At 65.3% G+C, this 24249-nt stretch carries 20 protein-coding genes; 11 read left to right on the top strand and 9 right to left on the bottom strand.

What is annotated here, in order from left to right:
• Positions 1–38: 38 nt before the first annotated feature.
• On the bottom strand, positions 39–1289 hold the full coding sequence (locus tag ACSQ3P_RS27250; protein WP_436168582.1) for a ubiquinone biosynthesis hydroxylase: 1251 nt from the start codon (positions 1287–1289) through the stop codon (positions 39–41).
• Between the two features lie 118 nt (positions 1290–1407).
• Here ACSQ3P_RS27250 and tesB point away from each other — a divergent pair, with 118 nt between their 5' ends.
• The 6 genes from tesB (at position 1408) to xth (ending at position 9260) form a co-directional block, all read left to right on the top strand.
• On the top strand, positions 1408–2274 hold the full coding sequence (gene tesB / locus ACSQ3P_RS27245) for an acyl-CoA thioesterase II (protein WP_436168581.1): 867 nt from the start codon (positions 1408–1410) through the stop codon (positions 2272–2274).
• Positions 2275–2513: 239 nt separating this feature from the next.
• Positions 2514–2852 (top strand): P-II family nitrogen regulator, encoded by a 339-nt coding sequence (locus ACSQ3P_RS27240; RefSeq protein WP_069689062.1) that lies wholly within the window; start codon positions 2514–2516, stop codon positions 2850–2852.
• Between the two features lie 28 nt (positions 2853–2880).
• Positions 2881–4359 (top strand): ammonium transporter, encoded by a 1479-nt coding sequence (locus ACSQ3P_RS27235; protein WP_436168580.1) that lies wholly within the window; start codon positions 2881–2883, stop codon positions 4357–4359.
• Positions 4360–4551: 192 nt separating this feature from the next.
• Positions 4552–7116, top strand: coding sequence for a DNA translocase FtsK (locus ACSQ3P_RS27230; protein WP_436168579.1), 2565 nt, complete (start codon positions 4552–4554; stop codon positions 7114–7116).
• Between the two features lie 247 nt (positions 7117–7363).
• A complete protein-coding gene (locus ACSQ3P_RS27225; RefSeq protein WP_436168578.1) occupies positions 7364–8188 on the top strand; it encodes a LolA family protein in 825 nt (274 codons plus the stop codon).
• Positions 8189–8444: 256 nt separating this feature from the next.
• Positions 8445–9260, top strand: coding sequence for an exodeoxyribonuclease III (xth, locus tag ACSQ3P_RS27220; protein WP_436168577.1), 816 nt, complete (start codon positions 8445–8447; stop codon positions 9258–9260).
• Between the two features lie 193 nt (positions 9261–9453).
• Here the strand turns inward: xth and ACSQ3P_RS27215 are convergent, their stop codons facing one another.
• Both ACSQ3P_RS27215 and ACSQ3P_RS27210 read right to left on the bottom strand, forming a co-directional pair.
• A complete protein-coding gene (locus ACSQ3P_RS27215; protein ID WP_436168576.1) occupies positions 9454–9918 on the bottom strand; it encodes a cyclic nucleotide-binding domain-containing protein in 465 nt (154 codons plus the stop codon).
• A 6-nt stretch (positions 9919–9924) separates the two neighbouring features.
• On the bottom strand, positions 9925–10611 hold the full coding sequence (locus tag ACSQ3P_RS27210) for a response regulator transcription factor (protein WP_069689069.1): 687 nt from the start codon (positions 10609–10611) through the stop codon (positions 9925–9927).
• A gap of 81 nt (positions 10612–10692) precedes the next feature.
• Between ACSQ3P_RS27210 and ACSQ3P_RS27205 the strand changes: the two genes are divergently transcribed.
• Positions 10693–11262: a L,D-transpeptidase family protein gene (locus ACSQ3P_RS27205; RefSeq protein ID WP_436168575.1), complete on the top strand. Its 570-nt coding sequence runs from the start codon at positions 10693–10695 to the stop codon at positions 11260–11262.
• A gap of 81 nt (positions 11263–11343) precedes the next feature.
• Here the strand turns inward: ACSQ3P_RS27205 and ACSQ3P_RS27200 are convergent, their stop codons facing one another.
• Positions 11344–12009, bottom strand: a complete 666-nt coding sequence (locus ACSQ3P_RS27200) for a YggS family pyridoxal phosphate-dependent enzyme (RefSeq protein ID WP_436168574.1) — start codon at positions 12007–12009, stop codon at positions 11344–11346.
• Between the two features lie 95 nt (positions 12010–12104).
• Between ACSQ3P_RS27200 and leuS the strand changes: the two genes are divergently transcribed.
• The 3 genes from leuS to holA are packed head-to-tail and all read left to right on the top strand — an operon-like array spanning position 12105 to position 16327.
• On the top strand, positions 12105–14729 hold the full coding sequence (gene leuS, locus ACSQ3P_RS27195; protein ID WP_436168573.1) for a leucine--tRNA ligase: 2625 nt from the start codon (positions 12105–12107) through the stop codon (positions 14727–14729).
• Positions 14716–15279 carry an LPS assembly lipoprotein LptE gene (lptE, locus tag ACSQ3P_RS27190; protein ID WP_436168572.1) on the top strand — a complete coding sequence of 188 codons (564 nt, stop codon included), beginning with the start codon at positions 14716–14718 and terminating at the stop codon, positions 15277–15279. Before leuS ends, lptE begins: the two co-directional genes overlap by 14 nt.
• A 16-nt stretch (positions 15280–15295) precedes the next feature.
• Positions 15296–16327 (top strand): DNA polymerase III subunit delta, encoded by a 1032-nt coding sequence (gene holA, locus ACSQ3P_RS27185; protein WP_436168571.1) that lies wholly within the window; start codon positions 15296–15298, stop codon positions 16325–16327.
• Positions 16328–16429: 102 nt separating this feature from the next.
• Here holA and ACSQ3P_RS27180 read toward each other — a convergent pair whose 3' ends face one another.
• The 5 genes from ACSQ3P_RS27180 to mnmE all read right to left on the bottom strand — a co-directional run bounded on the left by ACSQ3P_RS27180 (position 16430) and on the right by mnmE (position 22160).
• Positions 16430–17308 carry a ParB/RepB/Spo0J family partition protein gene (locus ACSQ3P_RS27180; protein ID WP_436168570.1) on the bottom strand — a complete coding sequence of 293 codons (879 nt, stop codon included), beginning with the start codon at positions 17306–17308 and terminating at the stop codon, positions 16430–16432.
• A gap of 38 nt (positions 17309–17346) precedes the next feature.
• Positions 17347–18177 (bottom strand): ParA family protein, encoded by an 831-nt coding sequence (locus ACSQ3P_RS27175; protein ID WP_436168569.1) that lies wholly within the window; start codon positions 18175–18177, stop codon positions 17347–17349.
• Positions 18174–18821 (bottom strand): 16S rRNA (guanine(527)-N(7))-methyltransferase RsmG, encoded by a 648-nt coding sequence (gene rsmG, locus ACSQ3P_RS27170; protein WP_436168568.1) that lies wholly within the window; start codon positions 18819–18821, stop codon positions 18174–18176. Before rsmG ends, ACSQ3P_RS27175 begins: the two co-directional genes overlap by 4 nt.
• 15 nt (positions 18822–18836) lie before the next feature.
• Positions 18837–20729, bottom strand: a complete 1893-nt coding sequence (gene mnmG / locus ACSQ3P_RS27165) for a tRNA uridine-5-carboxymethylaminomethyl(34) synthesis enzyme MnmG (protein WP_436168567.1) — start codon at positions 20727–20729, stop codon at positions 18837–18839.
• A gap of 105 nt (positions 20730–20834) precedes the next feature.
• Positions 20835–22160 carry a tRNA uridine-5-carboxymethylaminomethyl(34) synthesis GTPase MnmE gene (mnmE, locus tag ACSQ3P_RS27160; protein WP_436168566.1) on the bottom strand — a complete coding sequence of 442 codons (1326 nt, stop codon included), beginning with the start codon at positions 22158–22160 and terminating at the stop codon, positions 20835–20837.
• Positions 22161–22225: 65 nt separating this feature from the next.
• Here mnmE and ACSQ3P_RS27155 point away from each other — a divergent pair, with 65 nt between their 5' ends.
• Positions 22226–24226, top strand: a complete 2001-nt coding sequence (locus ACSQ3P_RS27155) for a thioredoxin domain-containing protein (RefSeq protein ID WP_436168565.1) — start codon at positions 22226–22228, stop codon at positions 24224–24226.
• Positions 24227–24249 lie beyond the last annotated feature (23 nt).

Below are 24249 nucleotides of genomic sequence, written 5' to 3'. Positions count from 1 at the left end.
GCTCGAAGCCGCGGGTCGCGAATGACGCCATGCGCCCTTTACAGCGCCTCGCCCCGCAACAGCCGCGGTGTCGCGCCGGCGAGCCCTGCCGCCTCGCGAATGAAGAAGCGCTTCAGCCCCGGCAATCGATCGACCAGGCCCAGGCCCAGATCGCGCGCGAGCCTCACCGGCGTGACGTCGTTCGAGAACAATCGGTTCAGCCCATCCGTGACCGCTCCCATCGCCACCGTGTCGAAGCGGCGCGCACGCTCATAGCCTTCGAGCACCTCGGCGGCTCCGGGATCGAGCCCGAGCCGGGCCGCGTCGACGATCGCTTCGGCCAGGGCCGCGACGTCCTTCAGCCCGAGATTGAGCCCTTGTCCGGCAATCGGGTGGATGACATGGGCGGCGTCACCGAGCAGGGCCAGCCGCTCCCCGACGAAGCGTCGCGCCACGCCGAAGCCGAGCGGATGCGCGCTGATAGTGCTCTCCAGCGCAATCTCGCCGAGTTCCAGCCCAAAACGCCGCTCGATCTCGGCCAAGAGATCGTCCGCGTCGAGCGAGAGCAGCGCCGGCACATTCTCCGCGCCTTCGGTCCAGACGATTGAGGAGCGATGGCCGAGCCTGCCTCCATCGGTGAGCGGAAGGATGGCGAAGGGGCCCGACGGCAGGAAATGCTCGACGGCGCGGCCGTGATGCGGGCGCTCGTGACCCAGCGTCGCCACCAGCCCGGTTTGCCGATAGGACCAGCCGACCCAGCCGATGCCAGCCTGCTCGCGCAGCTTCGAGCGCGCTCCGTCGGCCGCGACGAGCAAAGCCGCCTGGAGCCGCTCGCCGCCCGCAAATCGGAGTTCGACCTCGTCATCCCTGCTCTCGAAGCGGCGCACGCCCTCGGGGCGCAGCACCACGCCCACTGCGCGGCAGGCGTCGAGAAGCGCGCTCAGCAGCGCCGCATTCTCGACCATATGAGCGAAGGGCTGGCCGGGTTCGACCTCGCCATCGAAAGTCAAGAAGACCGGGCGCACCACATCGGGGTTGCGGCTGTCGGTGACGACCATCTCGGTCATCGGCTGGGCGGTCGCCGCGACCTTCTGCCAGATTCCGAGCGCCGCCAGCATGTTCTGCGCCGCTGCGGCGACCGCATAGGCGCGGCTGTCGGCGCGCGGGGCCAGGCGCAATGACGGATCGGCCAGCACGATCTCGAAGCCTGCGCCGAGCGCCTGCTTCAGCGCCAGCGCCAGCGACAATCCGGCGATCCCGCCGCCCGCGATCACGATCCGGTTGCGGGCCAGGCCCAGTCCAGACGCCATTGGAATCCACTCCTCGCCCGACGGCCCTGCAGAAGGCGCGCCGGCTTGACGACGCGCGATGCGTCGGTGCTGATGCAGCATAGACTGCGATCGCGCCCGCCCGAAGAGCCTTCAGACCATGTCACAGATCAGCGACTCCCTGCTGTCGATCCTCGACCTCGAGCCGCTCGAACGCAATCTGTTCCGGGGTCGCAGCCCCAAGGTCGGCTGGGCGCGCGTCTTCGGTGGGCAGGTGATCGGCCAGGCGCTCTACGCCGCCTGCAAGACGGTGGAGGATCGCCAGCCGCACTCGCTGCACGCCTATTTCCTGCTGCCGGGCGATCCCGAGATCCCGATCATCTACGAGGTCGACCGGCTGCGCGACGGCCGCTCCTTCACCACACGACGCGTGCTGGCGATCCAGAAGGGCGAGGCGATCTTCGCCATGTCGGCCTCCTTCCACGTCGCGGAAGAGGGTTTCGAGCACCAGATGCCGATGCCCGACGTGCCGATGCCGGAGGAACTGCCCGACCGCGAGACCATGAAGCGCAGCGTGCTGCCGCATATGCCCGACGCCGTGCGCGCCTATTACCAGCGCGAAAGGCCGATCGAGATCAGGCCGGTCGAACTCGCCCGCTATGCCAGCGGCGGCAAGATGGAGCCGAAATTCAACGTCTGGATCAAGGCGATGCAGCCCTTGCCCGACGAACCGTCGATCCACCAGAGCGTGCTCGCCTATGCCTCGGACCTGATGCTGCTCGATTCGAGCCTGATCGCGCACGGCAAGAACGTTTTCGACAAGCAGATCCAGGGCGCCAGCCTCGACCATGCGCTCTGGTTCCACCGGCCCTTCCGCGCCGACGAATGGCTGCTCTACGCCCAGGACAGCCCTTCGACCTCCGGTGCGCGCGGCTTTTCACGCGGCCTCATCTTCAACCGGGACGGTAAGCTCGTCGCCTCGGTCGCGCAGGAAGGGCTGATCCGGCCGAGGCCGGACATGGCCTGAGCGCTTTCTAAGCATCAGCCTAATAAATCATCATTTGCATATTTCTTGATCAGCGCTGGCAGCCTCATCACCGGCGTATTCGCTGATTCGCGAATTCAACCCCCGGTGTGACCACAGGGCAGTTGGCACGCGCCTTGAATTGCCGATCCCCGACGTGCGCCGAAACTCTCGAAGGTGCGCGAGGCGCAACAAGATCGCCGGGGCTGACTTCCGGGCGGCGTAAACGGGGAAACCCTGCAATGAAGATCGTGATGGCTATCATCAAGCCGTTCAAGCTGGAGGAGGTGCGCGACGGGCTCACCGCCATCGGCGTGCACGGCCTGACCGTGACCGAGGTGAAGGGCTATGGCCGCCAGAAGGGCCACACGGAAATCTACCGTGGTGCCGAATACGCGGTGAGCTTCCTGCCGAAGATCAAGATCGAGGTCGCCGTGTCCGACGAGCTCGTCAGCAAGGTGATCGACGCGATCACCGCCGCCGCCCGCACCGGCCAGATCGGTGACGGCAAGATCTTCGTTTCGTCGATCGAGAAAGCCGTGCGCATCCGCACCGGCGAAACCGACGGCGACGCCCTCTGAGCCAGCGATCCTTCAGGAGTTTCCAACGATGAATTTCAAGACCCTCAGCCGGGCCGGACTTGTCGGGCTGGCGCTCGCGGCGGCCGCCGGCACCGCGCTTGCGCAGGCTCCAGCCACCCCTCCCGCGCCCGTTCCCAACAAGGGCGACGTCGCCTTCATGATGAGCTCGACGATCCTCGTCCTGCTCATGACCATTCCCGGCCTCGCGCTGTTCTATGGCGGTCTCGTCCGCAGCAAGAATATGCTCTCCGTGCTGACGCAGGTCTTCGCCATCGTCTGCATTGTCTGCCTGCTCTGGGTCTTCTACGGCTACTCGCTCGCCTTCACCAATGGCGGCAGCCTGAACGACTATGTCGGCGGCTTCTCCAAGGCCTTCCTGAAGGGCATCGATCCGAACTCGACGGCCGCGACCTTCTCCAACGGCGTCGTCATTCCGGAATATGTCTATATCTGCTTCCAGATGACCTTTGCCTGCATCACGCCGGCCCTCATCGTCGGCGCCTTCGCCGAGCGCATGAAGTTCTCGGCGCTGCTGCTCTTCAGCGTGCTCTGGGCCACCTTCATCTATTTCCCGATGGCCCATATGGTCTGGTACTGGGGCGGCCCCGACGTTGTCGGCACCGCCGCCAAGGCGCTGGCTGACGCTGGGGCGGACGGCAAGGTTGCGGCCCAGGCCGCGCTCGATGCCGTCAACGCCGATGCCGGCATGCTCTTCAAATGGGGCGCGCTCGACTTCGCCGGCGGCACTGTCGTGCACATCAATGCCGGCATCGCGGGCTTGGTCGGCTGTCTGCTGCTCGGCAAGCGCATCGGCTACGGCAAGGAGCTGATGGCTCCCCACTCGCTCACCATGACGCTGATCGGCGGCGCTCTGCTCTGGGTCGGCTGGTTCGGCTTCAACGCCGGCTCCAACCTGGAAGCCAACGGCACCGCCGCGCTCGCCATGATCAACACCTTCGTCGCCACGGCGGCGGCGGCAGTCGGCTGGCTCTTCGTGGAATGGGCCGTCAAGGGCAAGCCCTCGATGCTCGGCATGGTCTCGGGCGCAGTCGCGGGCCTCGTCGCGGTCACCCCCGCCGCCGGCTTTGCCGGTCCGATGGGTTCGATCATTCTGGGCCTTGTCGCCGGCGTTGTCTGCTTCGTCTTCTGCTCCACCGTCAAGAATGCGCTGGGCTATGACGACTCGCTCGACGTCTTCGGCATCCACTGCATCGGCGGCATCATCGGCGCCCTGGCGACCGGCATCCTGGTGAATGTCGATCTCGGCGGCGTCGGTATCCCGGACTATTCCTCGAAGCCCGGTGAACTTGCCGTCGGCGCCTATGTGCTGGGCGATGCCTTCCTGGCGCAGGCCAAGGCCGTGCTGTTCACGCTGGCGTTCAGCGGTATCGGCTCGCTGATCCTCTACAAGATCGTCGACGTCATCGTCGGCCTGCGCGTCGCCCCCGATCAGGAGCGCGAAGGTCTCGACATCGCCGAGCATGGCGAGCGCGCCTACCACGACTGAGCCGCTCTCGCCTCAGCGTCTCACGTGAAACAACCCCGGCGGGAAACCGCCGGGGTTTTTCGTTGCCGACAGCGCATTTCCCCAGCCCTGGACCTCCGTCCGTGCAAGGTTAAGCGGGTCTTAACCTCACCTTCCTAACGTGACCGGACAGGCCCGACTCTGGCGGCCGGAAGCCCGAAGCACGACACCAGCATGCGCACGATCCGACGTTCCTCTTCGCTGATGGACCGCCTGCCCGATCCGGTGCGGGAGTTCCTGTCGCGGCGCGCGGCGGAGCTCACCGGGCTCGGCCTGCTGGCCCTGACATCGGCGATCGCGATCGCGCTCGCGACCTGGTCGGTCGACGATCCCAGCATCAACAACGCCACCAGCGGCGCCGTCAGGAACTGGCTCGGCCGTCCCGGTGCGATGGTCGCCGATCTGCTGATGCAATTGATCGGGCTCGGCGTCATCGCCCTGCTGTTCCCGCCGGTGATCTGGGCGCTGCGGCTGGTGCGTTTCCATCTGTTCGATCGCGGCGCGCTCAAGCTCGGCCTCTGGGTCGTCGGCATCGTCGCCACCGGCGCGGTCGCCAGCGCGCTACCCGCCACGCCGCGCTGGCCGCTGCCGACCGGCATGGGCGGCGTCATCGGCGACGGCCTGTTGTTCGGCACCCGCAACCTCGTTGGCATCGCCGGCAATGCGCTGAGCGGCCTCGTCGGTTTCCTCTATGCCGGCATCTCGATCCTTGCGATCACGGCCGCGGCCGGCTTCGGCTTCGTCACCGACGAGGATCCGATCGCCGAGAACGAGGATGAGGACGAATCCTGGAGCGAGAGCGAGGATCGTCGCGACGACGAACCCGGCATCGCCGTCATCCTGATCGGCTGGCTCGCCCATGGCGCGATGTCGCTCAGGGGCATGATCCTGCGCCGGCTGCCGCAGCCGCCCGAGCCGCTGGTCAATGCAGGCCCGGCCGCCTCGGCCCCCGTGCCCGGCCGCGTCCGCCGCGAGCCGCAATTCGGCGAGCCCGCACCGCGCGGCGCGAACCAGCCTTTCGCGCCCGAGCCTTTGCCCGTTTCGCGCCCGCCCCGGCCCGCCGCGGTCGACCTGCCCGAGGACGACGACGAGCCGCAGGATCTGCGCGATCTCAACGCGCCGCGCGTCACTGCCCCCGCAATCGCGCCCAAGCCGGGAAAGCGCATGCAGCGCGAGGCTCAGCCATCGCTGCTCGACCGCGACCAGTTCGAACTGCCGCCGCTGACCTATCTGTCGGAGCCCAAGAAGCTGCCCGCCAACGCGATCTCGACCGACGCTCTCGAGCAGAATGCTACCTTGCTCGAAGGTGTGCTCGAGGATTTCGGCGTACGCGGCGAGATCACCCAGGTTCGCCCCGGCCCGGTGGTGACGCTCTATGAGCTTGAGCCAGCGCCGGGCACGAAGTCGTCGCGGGTGATCTCGCTGGCCGACGACATCGCCCGCTCGATGAGCGCGATCGCGGCCCGCGTCGCCGTGATTCCGGGTAAGAACGCCATCGGCATCGAACTGCCCAACGCCAAGCGCGAGACCGTCTTCCTGCGCGAATTGCTGGCCAGCCAGGATTTCGAGAGCTCCAAGCACAAGCTCGCTTTGGGGCTGGGCAAGACCATCGGCGGCGAGCCGGTGATCGTCGATCTCGCCCGCATGCCGCATCTGCTCGTCGCCGGCACCACCGGCTCGGGCAAATCGGTGGCGATCAACACCATGATCCTGTCGCTGCTCTACCGGCTCAAGCCGGAGGAGTGCCGCCTGATCATGGTCGATCCCAAGATGCTCGAACTCTCCGTCTATGACGGCATTCCCCATCTGCTCACGCCTGTGGTCACCGACCCGAAGAAGGCGGTCGTGGCGCTGAAATGGGCGGTGCGCGAGATGGAGGAGCGCTACAAGAAGATGTCGAAGGTCTCGGTGCGCAACATCGACGGCTTCAACGCCCGCGTCGGTGAGGCGAAGGCGGCCGGCGAGGTCATCACCCGCACCGTGCAGACCGGCTTCGACAAGCATTCCGGCGAGGCGATCTATGAGGAGGAGGTCATGGACCTCGAGCCTCTGCCCTATATCGTCGTCATCGTCGACGAGATGGCCGATCTGATGATGGTCGCCGGCAAGGAGATCGAGGGCACGATCCAGAGGCTGGCCCAGATGGCGCGTGCGGCCGGCATCCATGTCGTGCTGGCGACGCAGCGCCCCTCCGTCGACGTCATCACCGGCACGATCAAGGCGAACTTCCCGACCCGGATCTCCTTCCAGGTCACCTCCAAGATCGACTCGCGCACCATCCTGGGCGAGCAGGGCGCCGAGCAGCTGCTCGGCCAGGGCGACATGCTCTACATGGCCGGCGGCGGGCGCATCACCCGCGTCCACGGCCCCTTCGTTTCCGACGCCGAGGTCGAGAAGGTCGTCGCCCACCTGAAGACGCAAGGGCGGCCGCAATATCTCGAAGCCGTCACCTCCGAGGAGGAGGAGGGCGCAGCTGAGGGCGAGGATGGCGCCGTCTTCGACAAGAGCGCGATGGGGCAGGCCGAGAGCGACGACCCTTACGACCAGGCGGTGGCGGTGGTGCTGCGCGACAAGAAGGCCTCGACCTCCTATATCCAGCGCCGCCTCCAGATCGGCTACAACCGCGCCGCCTCGATCATGGAGCGGATGGAGAACGAAGGCATCGTCGGCCCCGCCAACCACGCCGGCAAGCGCGAGATCCTGGTCGAAACCGGCCGGGCCCGCGAGGACGAGGATTGAAACACCGCCATCCCGTCCTCAAATTGCCATGACGGTACTGCAACCTTCAGCCATCGCGATGCGTTGACTGGAGCGGGCTGGTAAAGAGTGGGAACCGGTTTTTCGAATGAATCCCGCGCCAAGGTTTGACCGGGCAAGATTTGACCGGAGCGGTGGGTTCGCTTCCATGACCCGTTTGTTGCAGCGTGCCGGCAAAGGCACGGTGATCCCGGCCTCCGGGCCGATTTTGAGTGGAGCTTGCATGCTCATGACACGCCGCCTCCGTATGCGGGCCTCGATCAGCGCGCTTGCCGTGCTCGGCTTCGCAGCCGCGCTCGGCGGGGCCAGCGCCCAGCCGCTGAATCTGCAGCCCTCCAAGCAGGCGATCACCACCGCCAAGCCGCCGCGCAGCGGCACGCGCCTGCCCCCCGTGCGGCCCGAGGGCCTCGGATTGCCGCGCATGGCGACGGCGGCGACGCCTGTGCAAACCGCTTCCGCCGAGGCGCCCCAGCGCATTGCAGCCACGCCGGCGAAAGCATCGGGCAAGTCCTCCGCCCCGCAGACGCAGGACGAGGCCGTCGAGCGGTTGAACGCCTATTTCAACGGCTTCGCCACTCTGCAGGCCGATTTCATCCAGTTTTCTCCCGATGGACGCCGTCTTGAGGGCAAGCTCTACATTCAGCGCCCGGGCAAGATGCGCTTCGAGTATCGCGCTCCGGTGACGACGGAGGTCATCGCCGACGGCACCTCCGTCGCGATCCGCGACAAGAAACTGGCGACGCAGGATATCTATTCGATCGGCCAGACTCCGCTGAAATTCCTGGTCAAGGAGCGTATGGATCTGGCGCGCGATTCGGTCGTGATGGGCGCCGGCACCAAGGGTGACATTCTGTCAGTCAGGATCGAGGACCGCTCGACGCTGGGCGGCACCTCCAAGATCACGCTGAATTACGACATCACCGCCAATGAGTTACGCGGCTGGGTGGTGATCGATCCGCAAGGCTATGAGACCACGGTTTCGGTCTACAATCTCGACACCCAGCGCCGCCCCGATCCGAAGAATTTCACGATCAACTACGAGCGCATGCTCTGAGGCCCAACGCCACATAGCTTGATTTCAACCAAGCTCCATCATTCCGGGCGCAGCCCTCGGGTCCGATCTTCGATCGGCCCAAGGATATACTCCGCGCAGGCCCGGAATCCATCATAGGGCACACCATGGCTCCGATGGATTCCGGCTCGACGCCGCTGATTGGCTTGTCCGGAATGACGGCGGATTGCCTTCGCGGAGCTTGCTTTTCTGCGCGCTACAAACCAGTTTCCGGCAGCCCTCCGCCCGGAACATTCGCGTGCAACTCACCGTCACCAGCTGGAATATCAATTCGGTCCGCCTGCGCATCGGCATGGTCTGCGACTTCCTGACCACGCATGCGCCCGATGTGCTGTGCCTGCAGGAGACCAAGACACCCGACGAGCAGTTCCCGGCCAAGGCCTTCGAGAAGATCGGCTATGTCCATCAGGCCTTCATCGGCCAGAAGGGCTATAACGGCGTCGCCATCGTCTCAAAGCTACCCTTCAGCGAGAAGGACGCCATGGCGATGTGCGGCAAGAACGACGCTCGCCACATGACCGTCGTGCTCGACAAGGCCGCGGGTGCCGCTGCCGGCGTCGCGATCCATAATTTCTACATTCCAGCGGGCGGTGACATTCCCGACCCGGCCAGGAACGACAAATTCGCCCATAAGCTCGCCTTCCTCGACGAGATCGGCGCCTGGGGCATCGCCAAGAAGCCGACCGACCGGCCCGCCATCCTGCTCGGCGACCTCAACATTGCGCCTTATGAGCACGATGTCTGGAGCCACAAGCAATTGCTCGATGTGGTCAGCCATACGCCGATCGAGACCACGACGCTGGAGAAACTGCGCAGCGAGCTCGGCTGGACCGACGCTGCGCGCACGCTCAGGCCCGAACCCGAAAAGCTTTATAGCTGGTGGAGCTACCGCGCCGCCGACTGGGAAGCCTCCAATCGCGGCCGCCGCCTCGACCATATCTGGCTCTCGGATGCGCTGAAGCCGGCTCTGCGCGACCTCACCTTCCTGCGCGAGGCGCGCGGCTGGGAGCGCCCCTCGGACCATGTGCCGGTGACGGTAACGCTGGAGCTTTGAAGCGCCAGCATTTGCTGCGCTTGCTCGGAAACACCGCGTCATCCTGAATAAACGGCCCTCGGATCCGGCCTTTGGCCAGACCAAGGACGGTAGCTCCGGGATCCGTCGTAAGGCCCTGGTGCTCCAGGAGGGATCCGGATCGCCCCGCGGGCGCCCGGAGTGACAGTCGCGTGTTATAAGGCGGAAGTCCCGCTCAGCCGCGATCGATCGCGTCCAGCGCGGCCTGGACCTGGCCCAATTCGCCGACGAACTCACGTAAACGATCGCCGATCGCTTCAGCGATCGCCTCGGCCGACTTCGGAAACTCGGCGAGGACACGGCGCATCACGCTGCGCGACAGCTTCATCACCTGCGTCGGCTCGCGCGCGATCGCCGTCACCGGCCGGTGCGCCGAGGTGAACAGGGCGATCTCTCCGAGCAAGGCGCCGGCGCCGACGATCTCGTCGGCGGGCTGGCCGTCATCCTGGTGCAGCAGGGCAACCGCGCCCGAGATGATCAGCACGGCGCCGTCCGACAAATCACCCCCACGGAACAGGACATCACCGGCGCGCAGGATGCGGCTTTCCGCCGCGAACGCCACCAGCCTCAGCGCATCGCGCTCCATCAGACTCAGCAGCGGCTGCTGGGCCAGCAGGGCAATGTCGTTGTCGAGAGCCATATCGACTTAAGGGTTGAGGCGGTAACCGCCCGCATCCGTCACGAGCAAACGCGCATTGCCCGGATCCGGTTCGATCTTCTGGCGCAACCGGTAGATATGCGTCTCGAGCGTATGGGTCGTGACCTGACTGTTATAGCCCCAGACCTCCTGCAGCAGGATCTCGCGGGCGATCGGCTTGCGGCCGGCGCGATAGAGAAAACGCAGGATCGCGGTTTCCTTCTCGGTCAGCTTGGTCTTGGAGCCCTTCTCGCTGACGAGCAGCTTCGAGCCGGGATGGAAGGTATAAGGCCCGACCTGAAAGACCGCGTCCTCGCTCGCCTCGTACTGGCGCAAATGCGCCCGGATACGGGCCAGCAGCACGGCGAATTTGAACGGCTTGACGACATAATCATTGGCGCCGGCTTCCAGTCCCAGCACCGTGTCCGAATCGGAGCCCTGGCCGGTCAGCATGATCACCGGGCTCTTAAAGCCGTTCTTGCGCATCATCTTGACGGCTTCGCGCCCGTCCATGTCGGGCAGGCCGACATCCATCACGGCAAGATCGATCCGCTCGGCCTGCACGGCCTTGACCGCCGAGGTCGCGGTGCCGGCAGTCGAGATCTTGAACTCGTCATAAAGCGCCAGCTGTTCGGCCAGCGCGTCGCGCAATGTCTCGTCATCATCGACGAGAAGGATATGATGGACGGCGGACATGAACAATCATTGTAACGGTTGCGCAGCGGGCACCATGAGCCCGCTGATTCGTGTCTGCAAGTCACGCAGGATGGAATTTCAGTGAGAAAACGTGAGAGCCCGATCACATCCTGGTCGGTTGACAGGCCACGCGGCCTCACCCGGCTGCGGGTCTTCGCCTCGGTCCGGGACCCCAGCAAGGGCTTCCTGGTCGCAGGTGGGGCGGTATTCCCCTGTGCGCTTGGCCGCTCCGGTATCGTCGTACTCAAGCGCGAGGGCGATGGCGGCACCCCGCGCGCCGCCCTGCCGTTGCGCAGCGTGCTCTACCGCAAGGCGCGGCTGCCGAGGCCGAAAACCCTGCTTCCGCTGCGCACCATCACCGCCCGCGACGCCTGGTGCGACGATGCCAGCGACCGCCGCTACAACCGGCTGATCGCCCGCCCGCCCGGCGTCGCCGAGGAGCGGCTGCAGCGCGAGGACCATCTCTACGACGTCATCGTCGAGCTCGGCTGGAACGACGCGCCGGTGATTCGCGGCCGCGGCAGCGCGATCTTCTGGCATCTCGCGCGGGCCGGCTTCACGCCGACGGCCGGCTGCGTCGCGGTCGAGGGCCATGTCTTCGCCAAGGTGCTGCCGCGCCTGGCGCGGCATTGCGTGATGGTGGTGCAATAAGCCGGGCCTGGGCGTCCTGCTCGGGTCTGCGCTTCGCCTCGCCCGAGCGTGGCGCAACCGCCCCACGCCCTCAGCCTGTCTTCACGCTCGCGCCCCGAAAATCGCGCTGCCTACGCGCACATAGGTCGCGCCCATCTGGATGGCGGCCTCGTAATCGGCACTCATGCCCATCGAGAGACCGTGCAGGCCGTGGCGCGCCGCGATCTTGGCGAGCAGGGCGAAATGTGGCGAAGGCGGCTCATCGGCCGGCGGAATGCACATCAACCCCGTGATCACGAGGCCGTGACGCACGCGGCAGTTTTCCAGGAAGGCATCGATCCCGGCCGGGCTGACGCCGCCTTTTTGCGGCTCGTCGCCGGTGTTGACCTGGACGAACAGGGTCGGGGTCTTGCCGGTGCGGGCGATCTCGCGCGCCAGCTCCTTGGCCAGGCTCTCGCGATCGAGCGAATGGATCGCGTCGAACAATTCGACCGCCTCGCGGGCCTTGTTGGATTGCAGCGGCCCGATCATGTGGAGCTGGGCATCGGGAAAAAGCTGCTTCAGCTCCGGCCATTTGGCCTTGGCCTCCTGGACATAGTTTTCGCCGAAGATGCGCTGCCCGGCTTCCAGCGCCGGCAGGATCGCCTCTGCCGGCATGGTCTTCGAGACCGCGATCAGCGCAACCGAATCGGGCTCGCGCTCGAAATCGCGCGCCGCGCGCGCAATCGCGGCCCGTGTGGCGGCCAAACGCGTAACCGTATCGCTCATCGGTAGTCCCTTCATGCCCTGTGCGGCGTTGACCGCGTGGCTGCAATGGTGTCCTAGTCCGGGCTCATCCGATCACGCAAGAATTGCCCGTTATCATGGCCGTCGAACGCTACAATCCCAAGGAATCAGAGCCGAAATGGCGCCGTGTCTGGGAGGAGCGCAAGCTCTTCGAGACCCGCAACGACGATCCGCGCCCGAGCTACTATGTGCTCGAGATGTTTCCCTACCCCTCGGGCCGCATTCATATGGGCCATGTCCGCAATTACGCGATGGGTGACGTCGTCGCGCGCTATAAGCGCGCCAAGGGCTTCGCCGTGCTCCACCCGATGGGCTGGGACGCCTTCGGCCTGCCGGCCGAGAACGCCGCCAAGGCCAACAAGGTGCATCCCCGCGAATGGACCTACGCCAATATCGCGACGATGCGGACGCAATTGCAGTCCATGGGCCTGTCGCTCGACTGGAGCCGCGAGCTCGCGACCTGCGACCCGAGCTATTACAAGCACCAGCAGAAGCTGTTCCTGGACTTCCTCAAGGCCGGCCTGGTCGATCGCAAGACCGCGAGGGTCAACTGGGATCCGGTCGACGAGACCGTGCTCGCCAATGAGCAGGTCATCGACGGGCGCGGCTGGCGCTCCGGTGCGCCCGTGGAAATCCGCGAGCTGACGCAGTGGTTCTTCAAGATCACCGACTACGCCCAGGAGCTGCATGACGCGCTGGAAGGCCTGACGCGCTGGCCCGACAAGGTCCGGTTGATGCAGAAGAACTGGATCGGCCGCTCGGAAGGGCTGCTGATTCGTTTCGCTCTCGAATCGAATCCTTATGGCCGCAACGAGCTGGAGATCTACACGACCCGGCCCGACACGCTGTTCGGCGCCAAGTTCATGGCGATCGCGCCCGACCACCCGCTGGCCAAGGCGGCGGCCGAGAACAACCCGGCCCTGCAGGCCTTCATTGAGGACTGCAAGCGCACCGGCACGGCCCAGGAGAACATCGACAAGGCCGAGAAGCTCGGCTTCGACACCGGCATCCGCGCCGTCCATCCCTTTGATAAATCATGGACCTTGCCGGTCTATGTCGCCAATTTCATCCTGATGGAATACGGCACGGGCGCGATCTTCGGTTGCCCGGCCCATGACCAGCGCGACCTCGACTTCGTCAATAAATACGGGCTCGGCGTCACGCCCGTCGTAGCGCCCGAGGGCCAGGATCCGGCAAGCTTCATCATCACCGACACCGCCTATGGCGATGATGGCCGCATGATCAATTCGCGCTTCCTCGACGGCATGACCATTCCGGAGGCGAAAGAAGAAGTCGCCCGCCGGCTGGAAGCCGAGACGCGCGGCAACAGCCCCGTCGCCACGCGCAAGGTCAATTTCCGCCTGCGCGACTGGGGCGTTTCGCGCCAGCGCTACTGGGGTTGCCCGATTCCGGTGATCCATTGCCCCGATTGCGGCACGCTGCCGGTGCCCGACGCCGACCTGCCGGTCAAACTGCCCGACGACGTCTCCTTCGACCGGCCCGGCAACCCACTCGACCATCACCCGACATGGAAGCATGTCGCCTGCCCGCAATGCGGCAAGCCGGCCCGGCGCGAAACCGACACGATGGACACCTTCGTCGATTCGTCCTGGTATTTCGCCCGCTTCACCGATCCCTGGCGCATCGACAGCCCAACCGACCGGCCGGTCGTCGACCGCTTCCTGCCGGTCGACCAGTATATCGGCGGCGTCGAGCACGCGATCCTGCACCTGCTCTATTCGCGCTTCTTCACCCGCGCCATGAAAGCGACAGGCCATGCCGGGCTGGACGAGCCTTTCGACGGCATGTTCACGCAAGGCATGGTCGTCCACGAGACCTATCGGGCCAAGGACGGCAGCTGGGTCGAGCCGGGCGATGTCCGCATCGAGGTGAACGGCGCCGAGCGCCGCGGCTTCCATGTCGATACCGGCGCGCCGATCGAGATCGGCGCCATCGAGAAGATGTCGAAGTCCAAGAAGAATGTCGTCGATCCCGACGACATCATCGCCTCCTACGGCGCCGACACCGCGCGCTGGTTCATGCTCTCCGATTCGCCGCCGGACCGGGACGTGATCTGGACCGATGAGGGCGTCCAGGGCGCCGCCCGCTTCGTCCAGCGCCTCTGGAGGCTCGTCGGCGAGATCGCCGAGCGCACCGGCAACAGCGCCACCCTGCCCAGCTCCCTGAGCGAGCAGGCCCTGACGCTGCGCCGCGCCAGCCATCGCGCCTTGCATGCGGTCGGCCTCGATATCGAGCGCCTCGGCTTCAACCGCTGCATCGCCCATATCTATTCGCTGACCAACGCCATCGGCAAAGCGCTCGACGCCGCTGCCGAAAACGCCGAGATCGCACCTGATATCGCTTTCGCACTGCATGAATCCGCCATCATCGCCACGCAGCTTGTCGCGCCGATGATGCCGCATCTCGCCGAGGAGTGCTGGCAGGCGCTGGGGCAGCCAGGGCTTATCGGCGAGGCTGCATGGCCTGTCGCCGACGAGACCCTGCTGAAGAACGACAGCATCGTGCTGCCGGTGCAGATCAATGGCAAGAAGCGCGCGGAGGTGACCGTCCCCGCCGATGCGAATACCGTGGCCGTGGAGGCGCTCGCGCGTGCCTCCGAGGCCGTCATCAAGGCGCTTGACGGCCGGGAGATCCGGAAGATCATCGTCGTGCCCGGGAGAATCGTGAATGTCGTCGCCTGAAGTCCAGAACCGGCCCCTGTCGCAGCCGGTTCCGACCCGCCGCATGATGCTGGCCGCCACATTGCTGGCGACCGCCTTCGCCGGGGGCTGCCTGCAGCCGCTCTATTCCGAGAATACCACGAGCACTGTCGGTGGCAGCGTCAGATCCGCGCTGAAGAGCGTCGAAATCCCTCAGATTCAGGGGCTGACTGGCCATTATCTGCGCAACGAGCTTGCTTTCGAGCTCGATGGCGGCGGCGAGCCTGACGTTCAGAAGCGCCTGCGTTTCGAGACTAAGATCTCCGAATCGATCGAGGTCGTCACGGTCGATTACAACACCGGCCGCGCCGATTCGGCGGTCCTGATCGCCACCGCGACCTGGACGGTGAAGCGCATAGGAGGCGCGGGCGAGACTGTCTCCTCGGGCACCAATGTCGTGCGTGCGCCCTATGAGCGCTCCTCGCAGCGCTTCGCTACGGTGCGCGCCGCGCGCGACGCCCAGATCCGCGCGGCCAAGAGCCTGGCCCAGCTGATCAAGGGGCAACTCGCCGCGGATCTGGTCTCCGGCTGAAGCGAGAATCTCTGCCATGGCCGCCGTCAAGGCGCATGAGGCCGAACGCACGCTGGCCAAGCCCGATCCGGCCTGGCGGCTGTTTCTGATCTACGGCCCCGATACGGGCCTGGTTTCGGAGCGCGCCGCCGCGCTGGCGCGCGCCAATGTCGACGACGCCAACGACGCTTTCCAGCTCGTGCGCATGAGCGGCGACGACATCGCCTCCGACCCGCTCAAGCTCGTCGACGAGGCCAACACCATCGGCCTGTTCGGCGGCCGGCGCGCCATCCGTGTCTCCGCTACGGGCAAGCTGCTGACGGCCGCCGTCGAGCCCTTGCTGGCGACGCCATCGCGAGACGCCATCGTCATCATCGAGGCCGGCGATCTCCAGCGCAGCAATCCGCTGCGAGTCGCCTGCGAGAAGGCGCGATCTGCGCTGGCCGTTCCCTGCTACAGCGACGGCGCCCGTGATCTCGGCAGCCTGATCGACGAGATGCTGCGCGCGGCAGGCAAGACCATCGACCGCCTCAATCGCGACCATCTCGCCGGATTGCTCGGCGGCGACCGGCAGACATCGCGCCGCGAAATCGAGAAGCTCCTGCTTTATGTCGGGGCCGATCCCGCTGTTCTAAGCGAGCATATCGAGGCGGTCGTCGGCGACACCGCCCAGCGCGAGCAGGCGGCTCTGGTCGACGCCGTCTTCGCCGGGCGCCTGCCGGCGCTGGATCTGGCCTATGCCAAATTGAGCGGGGAGGGCCTCGATCCCGGCGTCATGCTCGGTGCGGTGCTGAGACAGGCGCTGACACTGCTCAAATCCCGGCAAAGCGTCGATGCCGGCCGCGGCGTCAAGGACGTCGTTGCGACCATGCGGCTGCCTTTTCCGCGCATTCCAGCGATGGAGGCGGCGCTTTCGGCCTGGACGACCCCGAAACTGACGGAGGCCATCTCGCTTCTGGGGGCCGCGACGCTTGCCGTCAGGCGGGATGGCGATATCGCCCGGCCTGCCGCGGTGCGCACACTCTGGACCCTGGCGCGCCTCGGTCGCTCCGGAGCGCGCGGGGACTGAAGCGTTCTCGAGCGAATGGATACCAATTCGCGTGAAGAAACCGCGTCGTAACAAAGTGCTAGAGCAGTCGAACGATTCAGTTGGATCGAAAATTGCCCTGTTTCAGGCCTTCAGCCTGCGGCAAAGCGCTTCGAGCTGCTCGAGCGTCTTGTAGCTGATCTTCATCTCGCCGCCGCCATTGGCCCGGTGCTGGATCGAAACCGACAGTCCCAGCGCTTCCTCGAGAGCCTTCTCGACCGCGCGGGTATCGGGATCCTTGTCGATCTTGGGCTTGCCTGGAACGCTTTTGCTTTCGCCGCGCGATTCGTCCTGGACGATCCGTTCGATGTCACGGACGCTGAGCCCTTCGTCGATGATCTTGCGAGCCATCAGTTCCGGCTCCGAAACAGACAGCAAGGCACGGGCATGGCCGGCCGAAACCGCGCCTTCGCTGACCATCTTCCGCACCGATTCCGGCAATTTGGACAGCCGCAAGGTGTTGGCGACATGGCTGCGGCTCTTGCCGATGACCCGCGCAAGGTCGTTTTGCGTATAGCTGAACTCCGCGATCAGCCGCTCATAACCGGCGGCCTCCTCGATCGCGTTCAGATCGGTGCGTTGGACGTTCTCGACGATGGCGATTTCGAGCGCTTCGCGATCATCCGCCTCGACCAGGATGACCGGCACATCGTGCAAGCCTGCTCGCTGGGCAGCGCGCCAGCGCCGTTCACCCGCAATGATCTCGTAGGCATCGAGCATGGCTGGAATCGAGCGCACGATGATCGGCTGCAGGATGCCGCGCTCGCGGACCGAAGCCGTGAGCTCTTCGAGATCGTCCTCGCCGAAGCTGCGACGTGGATTGCGCGCGCTTGGACGCAGGAACTCGACAGGCACGCGCCTCTGGCCGCGCGCCCGGTCGATCGCCCCGATTTCCTCGCCGACATCGCCGATCAGCGCCGCCAGGCCTCGGCCGAGCCGTGAGCGCCCCTGTTCTTCGGCCATCGCCATCCTCTTGTACTCTCTCGTCTTTTCGTCGTGGTTCAGGCTGCTGCGCGCAGAACGCGCTCGCGCTTGATCACCTCGGAGGCCAGCTTCAGATAGGCCTGCGAACCCGAACAGCGCAGATCATAAAGCAGCGCCGGCTTGCCATAGGACGGTGCCTCCGAGACCCGGACATTGCGCGGGATCACGGTCTCATAGACCTTGTCGCCGAGGAATTCGCGGACATCCGCCATCACCTGGCCCGACAGGTTGTTGCGCGGATCGTACATCGTCAAAACCACGCCCTGGATGATCAGGCGCGGGTTGAGGCCGTTGCGGACCTGCTCGACGGTCTTCAGCAGCTGGCTCAAGCCTTCCAAGGCAAAGAACTCGCATTGCAGCGGCACCAGCACCGCATCCGCAGCCGTCATCGCATTGATGGTGATCAGGCTCAGCGAGGGCGGGCAATCGATCAGCACATATGTCAGGTCGGAGCAGCGCTGATCATAGACCAACTCGTCGATCGCGTTCTTCAGGCGATGGGCGCGATCCTTGGAGGAGGCGATCTCAAGCTCGACGCCAAGCAGATCCAGCGTCGACGGCGCCAGGAACAAGCCCGGGACGGCCGTCTCCTGCATCGCTTGCCCAAGACCGACATCGCCGCACAGAACATCATAGGTCGAGGATTTGCGGCTTCTGCGATCGATGCCGAGTCCCGTCGACGCATTGCCTTGCGGGTCGAGGTCGACGATCAGCACCTTTTCGCCGATCGCCGCCAGCGCCGTGCCGAGATTGATCGCGGTCGTCGTCTTGCCGACGCCGCCCTTCTGATTCGCGAGCGCCAGCACGCGCGGACTGCGCGGCAGGACAATAGGGGTAAGATCGGTCATGAATCGGCCCGCTTCTCGACCGCACGAACCATCAGGATGCGCGCGGCGCTGTCTGTCACGGAAGAAACCGTTGAGGCCTGAATCTTCCAATATTTAGACGCGTCGGTCAATTCGGCATCTAGATGTTGTCCCTTGGGAAAGAGCCCCAGGGCCCCTGTTCTCAACAGGTCTTTGCACCAGTCCAGCAGCAGCGGCAACGGCGCCAGAGCTCGCGCACAAACCACGTCGATCTTGCCCGCAAAATCGCCGACGGCATCCTCGATCCGCGCATTGTGAACCCTGACCGGTGCCCCCGTCAAACGCGCTGCATGGCGCAGGAAGGCGCATTTGCGGCTGTTGCTCTCGACAAGATGGATCTCGCCGGCTCCCCGCTCCGCCAGGCAAATGCCGATCACCAATCCGGGAAAACCGCCGCCGGAGCCGAGGTCGAGCCAGCGCTGCGAGTCTCGCGCCAGATCGAAGAGTTGCAGCGAATCGGCGATATGGCGCGTCCAGACATCCTTCAATGTGCCCGAAGACACCAGATTCTTTGCCGCCTGCCAGCGCTCGAGCTCGGCAACGAGAATCGCCAGGCGCTCCTCTGTTTCACGTGAAACAGGCGTCAAGCGCAAAGCATGCGCCCTGTCGCTTTTATCAACAGCCATGAAACATAATAGTCATCACGCGATCGGTTCAGGAGTGCGCTGGCGACGTCCGCGCCGCGCATGCGCTGCCAACAGCGTCAGCGCGGCAGGCGTCATGCCTTCGATCCGCGCCGCTTGGGCGAGATCGGCCGGCCGCTCCGCGTTCAGCTTCAGCTTGATCTCGTTGGACAAGCCCGAGATGCCGTCGAGATCGAGATCTTCCGGCACCTTCAACGCCTGATCGCGCTTATAGGCCTGGATCTCTGCGGATTGGCGGTCGAGATAGACCGAATAGACCGCATCCGCTGTCACACGTGAAACAACCGACGGATCAAAATCGGCGAGATCCGGCCAGATCGTCGCAAGGCTCTCATACCCAATATCGGGATAGGAGAGCAGCTGGTAGGCGCTTCGCCGCAGACCATCGCGATTGAGATGAAGCCCAACTGCCTCCGCCTGCTGCGGCGTCACCCAGACATCCTTCAATCGGGCCTGCAATTGCGCGATAGCGGCCCGCCGGGCCTCGAAATGGTCGCCACGCAGCGAGCTCACCAGGCCAAGCTCCAGGCCAAGCGGCGTCAAGCGCTCATCGGCGTTGTCGACGCGCAATGACAGCCGAAACTCCGCCCGCGACGTAAACATTCGGTACGGCTCCGTAACGCCGCGCGTGACCAGATCGTCGACCAGAACCCCGATATAGGAGGTGGTGCGCTCGAACGCGGTCGGCTCGGCCCCGCCGGCCCGGCGCGCAGCGTTCAAACCGGCGAACAGCCCTTGCGCGCCGGCCTCCTCATAACCCGTCGTGCCGTTGATCTGGCCCGCCAGGAACAGGCCACGGACCGCACGCGTCTCCAGCGTGTTCTTTAGGGCGCGTGGATCGACGAAGTCATACTCGATCGCATAGCCGGGGCGCAGCATCGTCGCGCGCTCCAGGCCTGGAATCGTCTTGAGCACGCCGAGCTGCACATCCTCCGGCAAGGAGGTCGAAATCCCATTTGGATAGACCGTGTCATCGTCAAGCCCCTCGGGCTCGAGGAAGATCTGATGGCCGTCGCGATCGCCGAAGCGCCCGACCTTGTCCTCGATCGAGGGACAGTAGCGTGGCCCGCGGCCTTCGATCTGGCCGGAAAACATCGGAGCGCGATGTAAATTGGCGCGGATCAGGTCATGAGTCGCCAAAGTCGTACGCGTGATCCCGCAGGAAATCTGCGGCGTGGTGATCGCCGTGGTCAACGCCGAGAACGGCTCAGGTGGATCATCGCCCGCCTGCATTTCGAGCGCCGCCCAATCAATCGTGCGCCCATCCAGGCGCGGTGGGGTGCCCGTCTTGAGGCGGCCAAGCGGGAAGCCATAACGCTCCAGGGTCGCGGACAACCCCAGCGAAGGCGCCTCATCGACACGCCCAGCCGGAATCTTGGCCTCGCCGATATGGATCAAGCCGCGCAGGAATGTTCCGGTCGTCAACACGGCCGTTCCGGTAGCGAATCGACGTCCATCCGCCAAAATCACGGCCTCGACCTGGCCGTTCCCGATCGCGATATCGAACACCTCGCCGGCGACAATCTCGAGATTGCCCTGTTCGGCTAACAAATCCTGAACAGCCAGGCGATAAAGCTTGCGATCCGCCTGGGCCCTCGGACCGCGCACGGCCGGGCCTTTGCGGCGGTTCAGCATGCGGAACTGAATGCCGGCCCGGTCGGCTGCCCGCGCCATCACGCCATCAAGCGCATCGATCTCGCGGACAAGATGACCCTTGCCGAGGCCGCCTATCGCGGGATTGCAGGACATCACGCCGATCGTCTCCGGCCGGTGCGTGATCAATGCCGTGCGCGCACCAAGCCGTGCGGCTGCGCTCGCCGCCTCGGCGCCGGCATGGCCGCCACCGACCACGATCACGTCGTAGCACGTTTCGACAACAGGAAGAGACATGCGGATTCGCTAGCGAAGCCCGGGCCGGGGGTCAATGATTATAAGGCGATGACCCGTCGTTTCACGTGAAACGGCCCGAATTATGGAGGCGATGCCGTCCGCTTGCTATTTTCCGATGCAGAAGCCGGAAAAGAGCTGGTCGAGAACATCCTCGACATCGATACGCCCGACCAGGCGCTCCAGCGCCGTCACGGCCAGGCGAACCTCTTCGGCCAGCAACTCGACCTGGCCATGCCGGGCATCGATCGCGCGCTCCAGCGCAAGCACGGCATCGGACACCGCGACCCGGTGCCGCTCACGCGTCAGCAATGCCGGCTCAGGCTGCGAGAGCGACCCGAGTTCGGCGACAATGCTCGCCAGCAGGTCATCCAGACCGGCGCCCGTCTGAGACGAAACCGCGATCTCGCCGGGCAAAGCCTGACTTGCCGGATCGCTTGCCAGATCGGCCTTCGTGGCGATGCAGAGCGTCTTTTGAATCGAGACGAAACGATCCGGAGGCGAATCGATTGCTCGAAGCTTGAGAACAAGATCCGCTCGCGCGACCAGCTCCAAGGCCCGCCTGACGCCCTCGGCTTCGATTGCCTCAGTGCTTTCGCGCAAACCCGCTGTATCGACCAGCGTGACCGGCAAACCCGCCAGATCGAGCCGCACCTCGATCGCATCGCGCGTCGTGCCCGCCATGGCCGAGACGATGGCGACATCGCGGCGGGCGAGCGCGTTGAGCAGGCTCGACTTGCCGGCATTGGGCGGGCCGGCGAGGACCACGACGAAACCCTCGCGGACGCGCTCGCCCATGGCAAAGCTGCCTAGAGCCTCGCGCAGTTCCGCGACGATGCCTGCTGCGATCGCCAGCGCCTCATCAACCAGCGGCCCCGAGACATCGCCCTCATCGGAGAAGTCGATATCCGCAGCAAGCAGCGCCATCGCCTCGATCAACCGGCTCCGCCACGCCGCTGCTTGCTTGCCGAGTGTGCCGGTCATCTGGCGCAACGCCTGCCGACGCTGCCATTCCGTTTCCGAATCGATCAGGTCCGCCAGACCTTCGACGGCGGCGAGATCGAGCTTCCCAGCTTCAAAGGCCCGCCGGGTGAATTCACCCGGCTCCGCCAATCTCACCCCGGGCAGATGCGTCAGGACGTTCAGCAGACGGGCAATCACGGCCCTTGCGCCGTGAACCTGGAACTCGGCGATATCCTCGCCCGAAAAGCTCGCCGGCGCGGGAAAATACAGCACAAGCCCGGTATCGATGACTTCGCCGGCCTCGTCGCGCAGTTGCCGCAAGACGGCATGGCGTGGCGCAGGGATTCTGCCCGCGATCGTTTCGAGCACGAATCGAACCCGCGAGCCGGATATCCGGATGACGGCGACACCCGCCCGGCCGCTGCCGGAGGACAGGGCGACGATCGTCGGATAGGCTGCTGCGTCGCTCATCTCTCGAACACCATGCTGCGCCCGGCCCCAACCTCGCCTTGGCGCCCGGCCGGAAAGCCACGCCGATGAACCGTCTCGCGGATGCCGCCAGCCCCTATCTCCTGCAGCATAAGGACAATCCGGTTCACTGGTGGGAATGGAGCGAGGCCGCCTTCGCCGAGGCCAAGCGCAGCGGCCGGCCGGTTCTGCTCTCGGTCGGTTACGCCGCCTGCCATTGGTGTCATGTCATGGCGCATGAAAGTTTCGAGGACCCCGCAACCGCGGCGGTGATGAACGAGCTCTTCGTGAACATCAAGGTCGACCGCGAGGAAAGACCCGATATCGACCATGTCTATATGAGCGCGCTGCACAGCCTGGGCGAGCAGGGCGGTTGGCCGCTGACCATGTTCCTGACCGCCGATGGCGACCCGTTCTGGGGCGGCACCTATTTCCCACCGGAAGCGCGCTATGGCCGGCCCTCCTTCACCGGCGTGCTGAAACAGCTCGCGGCAATCCACCGGCAGGATCCCGACCGCATCGCCCGCAACGCCGCCGCCATTCGAGCCGCCCTTACGCAAGCCGATGCTTTTGCCACGACCGGGGCAGGTGAGCCCGATCTCGATGCGCTGGCGGGCCAGATCGCCGGCGCCTTCGACCCGCATCATGGCGGCCTGCGCGGCGCGCCGAAATTCCCTAATCCCGGCCTGATCGAGGCGCTCTGGCGCCATGGCGCGCGAACCGGCTCTACTGCAACGTTGGAGCCTGCCCGTAAGACATTGGAGCAGATGGCGCGCGGAGGCATCCATGACCATCTCGGCGGCGGCTTCGCCCGCTATTCCGTCGATGAGCGCTGGCTCGCCCCGCATTTCGAAAAGATGCTCTATGACAACGCCCAATTGCTCAACCTCTACGCTTTGGAGGCGGCCCGCAGCGGCGATCCGCTGATGGGGATGGCGACTGAGGGCATCGTCGCCTGGCTCGCACGCGACATGCTGTTGGCGGAGGGTGCTTTCGCCGCCAGCCTCGATGCCGATTCCGAGGGCGTCGAGGGCAAGTTCTATGTCTGGACCGCGCACGAGCTCGAAACGCATCTCTCGGAGGAAGAGGCCCGCCTGCTCGCGCTCCATTACGACGTGACCGCGCACGGCAATTGGGAAGAGGTCACCATCCTCAATCGCCTGGAAACCCCGGATCCCGATTCGGAGACGGCAACCGTCCTGGCCGATATCCGTGAGCGATTGCTGGCGATCCGGGCCAAGCGGATTCCGCCCGCCCGCGACGACAAGATCCTGACCGACTGGAACGGCATGATGATCGCGGCGCTGACGCGGGCATCCGGCCTGCTCGGCCATAAGGACTGGCTCGCCCTTGCCCGGCGCGCCTACCATTTCGTCGCCGAATCCATGGCCGATGGCGACGGGCTCGCCCATTCCTATCGCAAAGGTCGCCTGATCAAGCCCGGCTTCGCGCTCGACCACGCCGCCATGGCGGACGCCGCACTGGCGCTGCACGACGCGACATTCGAGCAGCACTACCTCGACGATGCCCGGCGCTGGAGCGCCCATCTGCAGCGGCACTACCTCAGCAGCACCACGGATCTACTCGGTATGACTCTTATGGAAAACAAGGGCTTGCCGGTCATACCGCGCCCGACCCATGACGACGCCGTGCCCAACGCCAACGGGATTCACGCCAGCAATCTGCTGCGCCTGGCGATCAAGAGCAGTGATGTGGAGGATCGCGATCGCGCCGAGGCATTCCTTGGCGTAGCACTGGCCGCAGCCGAACGCGCGCCCATGGCGCATGGCTCGATCCTGAACGCCTATGATCTGGCGCGGCATGGTGTGGAGATCGTGCTGGCAGGGTCGCAGCGGGCGGCGCTGCACCAGGCGGCACTCGCCCTGCCCTATACGGCGACGACCCTGGTCGACTGCCCGGATGCCTCGAACCTGCCGGCCGAGCATCCAGCTGCCGCAATGGCGCGGCAAGCGGGCACAGGAGCGGCCTTCATCTGCTTTGCCGGCCGCTGCCTGCCGCCCGTCACGGAGCCGAATCGATTGGCGCAGGCCGTCGCTGAGGGCCGCTGAAACCGCACGACCTTTCCTAGAGC

Source organism: Allobosea sp. LjRoot9 (assembly GCF_964252745.1).
Classification (GTDB): Bacteria; Pseudomonadota; Alphaproteobacteria; order Rhizobiales; family Beijerinckiaceae; genus Allobosea.
The sequence above is the reverse complement of the archived record's forward strand: the minus strand, read 5'-3'. Positions and strand labels throughout refer to the sequence as shown.

Bases quoted from the DNA above. Each gene is read 5' to 3' on its own strand.
- mnmG (WP_436168567.1), bottom strand. From the start codon at position 20,729: ATGTCTCTTCCTGTTGTCGAAACGTGCTACGACGTGATCGTGGTCGGT.
- ACSQ3P_RS27200 (WP_436168574.1), bottom strand. From the start codon at position 12,009: ATGAGCGATACGGTTACGCGTTTGGCCGCCACACGGGCCGCGATTGCG.
- tesB (WP_436168581.1), top strand. From the start codon at position 1,408: ATGTCACAGATCAGCGACTCCCTGCTGTCGATCCTCGACCTCGAGCCG.
- holA (WP_436168571.1), top strand. From the start codon at position 15,296: ATGGCCGCCGTCAAGGCGCATGAGGCCGAACGCACGCTGGCCAAGCCC.
- rsmG (WP_436168568.1), bottom strand. From the start codon at position 18,821: ATGGCTGTTGATAAAAGCGACAGGGCGCATGCTTTGCGCTTGACGCCT.
- ACSQ3P_RS27240 (WP_069689062.1), top strand. From the start codon at position 2,514: ATGAAGATCGTGATGGCTATCATCAAGCCGTTCAAGCTGGAGGAGGTG.
- ACSQ3P_RS27210 (WP_069689069.1), bottom strand. From the start codon at position 10,611: ATGTCCGCCGTCCATCATATCCTTCTCGTCGATGATGACGAGACATTG.
- lptE (WP_436168572.1), top strand. From the start codon at position 14,716: ATGTCGTCGCCTGAAGTCCAGAACCGGCCCCTGTCGCAGCCGGTTCCG.
- ACSQ3P_RS27250 (WP_436168582.1), bottom strand. From the start codon at position 1,289: ATGGCGTCTGGACTGGGCCTGGCCCGCAACCGGATCGTGATCGCGGGC.
- ACSQ3P_RS27235 (WP_436168580.1), top strand. From the start codon at position 2,881: ATGAATTTCAAGACCCTCAGCCGGGCCGGACTTGTCGGGCTGGCGCTC.
- ACSQ3P_RS27225 (WP_436168578.1), top strand. From the start codon at position 7,364: ATGACACGCCGCCTCCGTATGCGGGCCTCGATCAGCGCGCTTGCCGTG.
- ACSQ3P_RS27155 (WP_436168565.1), top strand. From the start codon at position 22,226: ATGAACCGTCTCGCGGATGCCGCCAGCCCCTATCTCCTGCAGCATAAG.
- ACSQ3P_RS27180 (WP_436168570.1), bottom strand. From the start codon at position 17,308: ATGGCCGAAGAACAGGGGCGCTCACGGCTCGGCCGAGGCCTGGCGGCG.
- ACSQ3P_RS27230 (WP_436168579.1), top strand. From the start codon at position 4,552: ATGCGCACGATCCGACGTTCCTCTTCGCTGATGGACCGCCTGCCCGAT.
- leuS (WP_436168573.1), top strand. From the start codon at position 12,105: ATGGCCGTCGAACGCTACAATCCCAAGGAATCAGAGCCGAAATGGCGC.
- mnmE (WP_436168566.1), bottom strand. From the start codon at position 22,160: ATGAGCGACGCAGCAGCCTATCCGACGATCGTCGCCCTGTCCTCCGGC.
- ACSQ3P_RS27215 (WP_436168576.1), bottom strand. From the start codon at position 9,918: ATGGCTCTCGACAACGACATTGCCCTGCTGGCCCAGCAGCCGCTGCTG.
- ACSQ3P_RS27175 (WP_436168569.1), bottom strand. From the start codon at position 18,177: ATGACCGATCTTACCCCTATTGTCCTGCCGCGCAGTCCGCGCGTGCTG.